This is a genomic window from Pseudoalteromonas sp. HM-SA03 (assembly GCF_002289345.1).
Lineage (GTDB): Bacteria > Pseudomonadota > Gammaproteobacteria > Enterobacterales > Alteromonadaceae > Pseudoalteromonas.
Genome location: NZ_NSDG01000158.1, coordinates 1 through 284, shown reverse-complemented (window position 1 = coordinate 284; position 284 = coordinate 1). Strand labels below are relative to the sequence as shown.

The 284-nt window shown below is 39.1% G+C and carries 1 pseudogene; it reads right to left on the bottom strand.

Annotation, left to right across the window (positions count from 1 at the left end):
• Positions 1 to 26: 26 nt before the first annotated feature.
• Positions 27 to 284, bottom strand: a pseudogene (locus CKO50_RS23125) (hypothetical protein); the annotation flags it as partial.

The following is a 284-nucleotide window of genomic DNA, read 5'->3' as shown; positions in this document are numbered from 1 at the left end:
ATTAACTTTGGATTGTGGGCACTTATCTAATTAAACATCTCATCGGTTAATTCAAAGGGTTCCCAAGTCGCCTGTGCTGAACCAATTTCTTCTAAAATGCGCCCTTTAACTCCTGCAAATGCTGAATTAGAAATCCACATTTTTACCTCACCTCCTTCACCAAACCCAAAAATGATGAATGGATTCACATCATCATCAACACGTCCTGATGCAAATGTAACAGGAGTCAATTCGTCAATTATATGGTAGGCTTTCTTCCGCTGAACTTTGAATGAAGCTCTGTA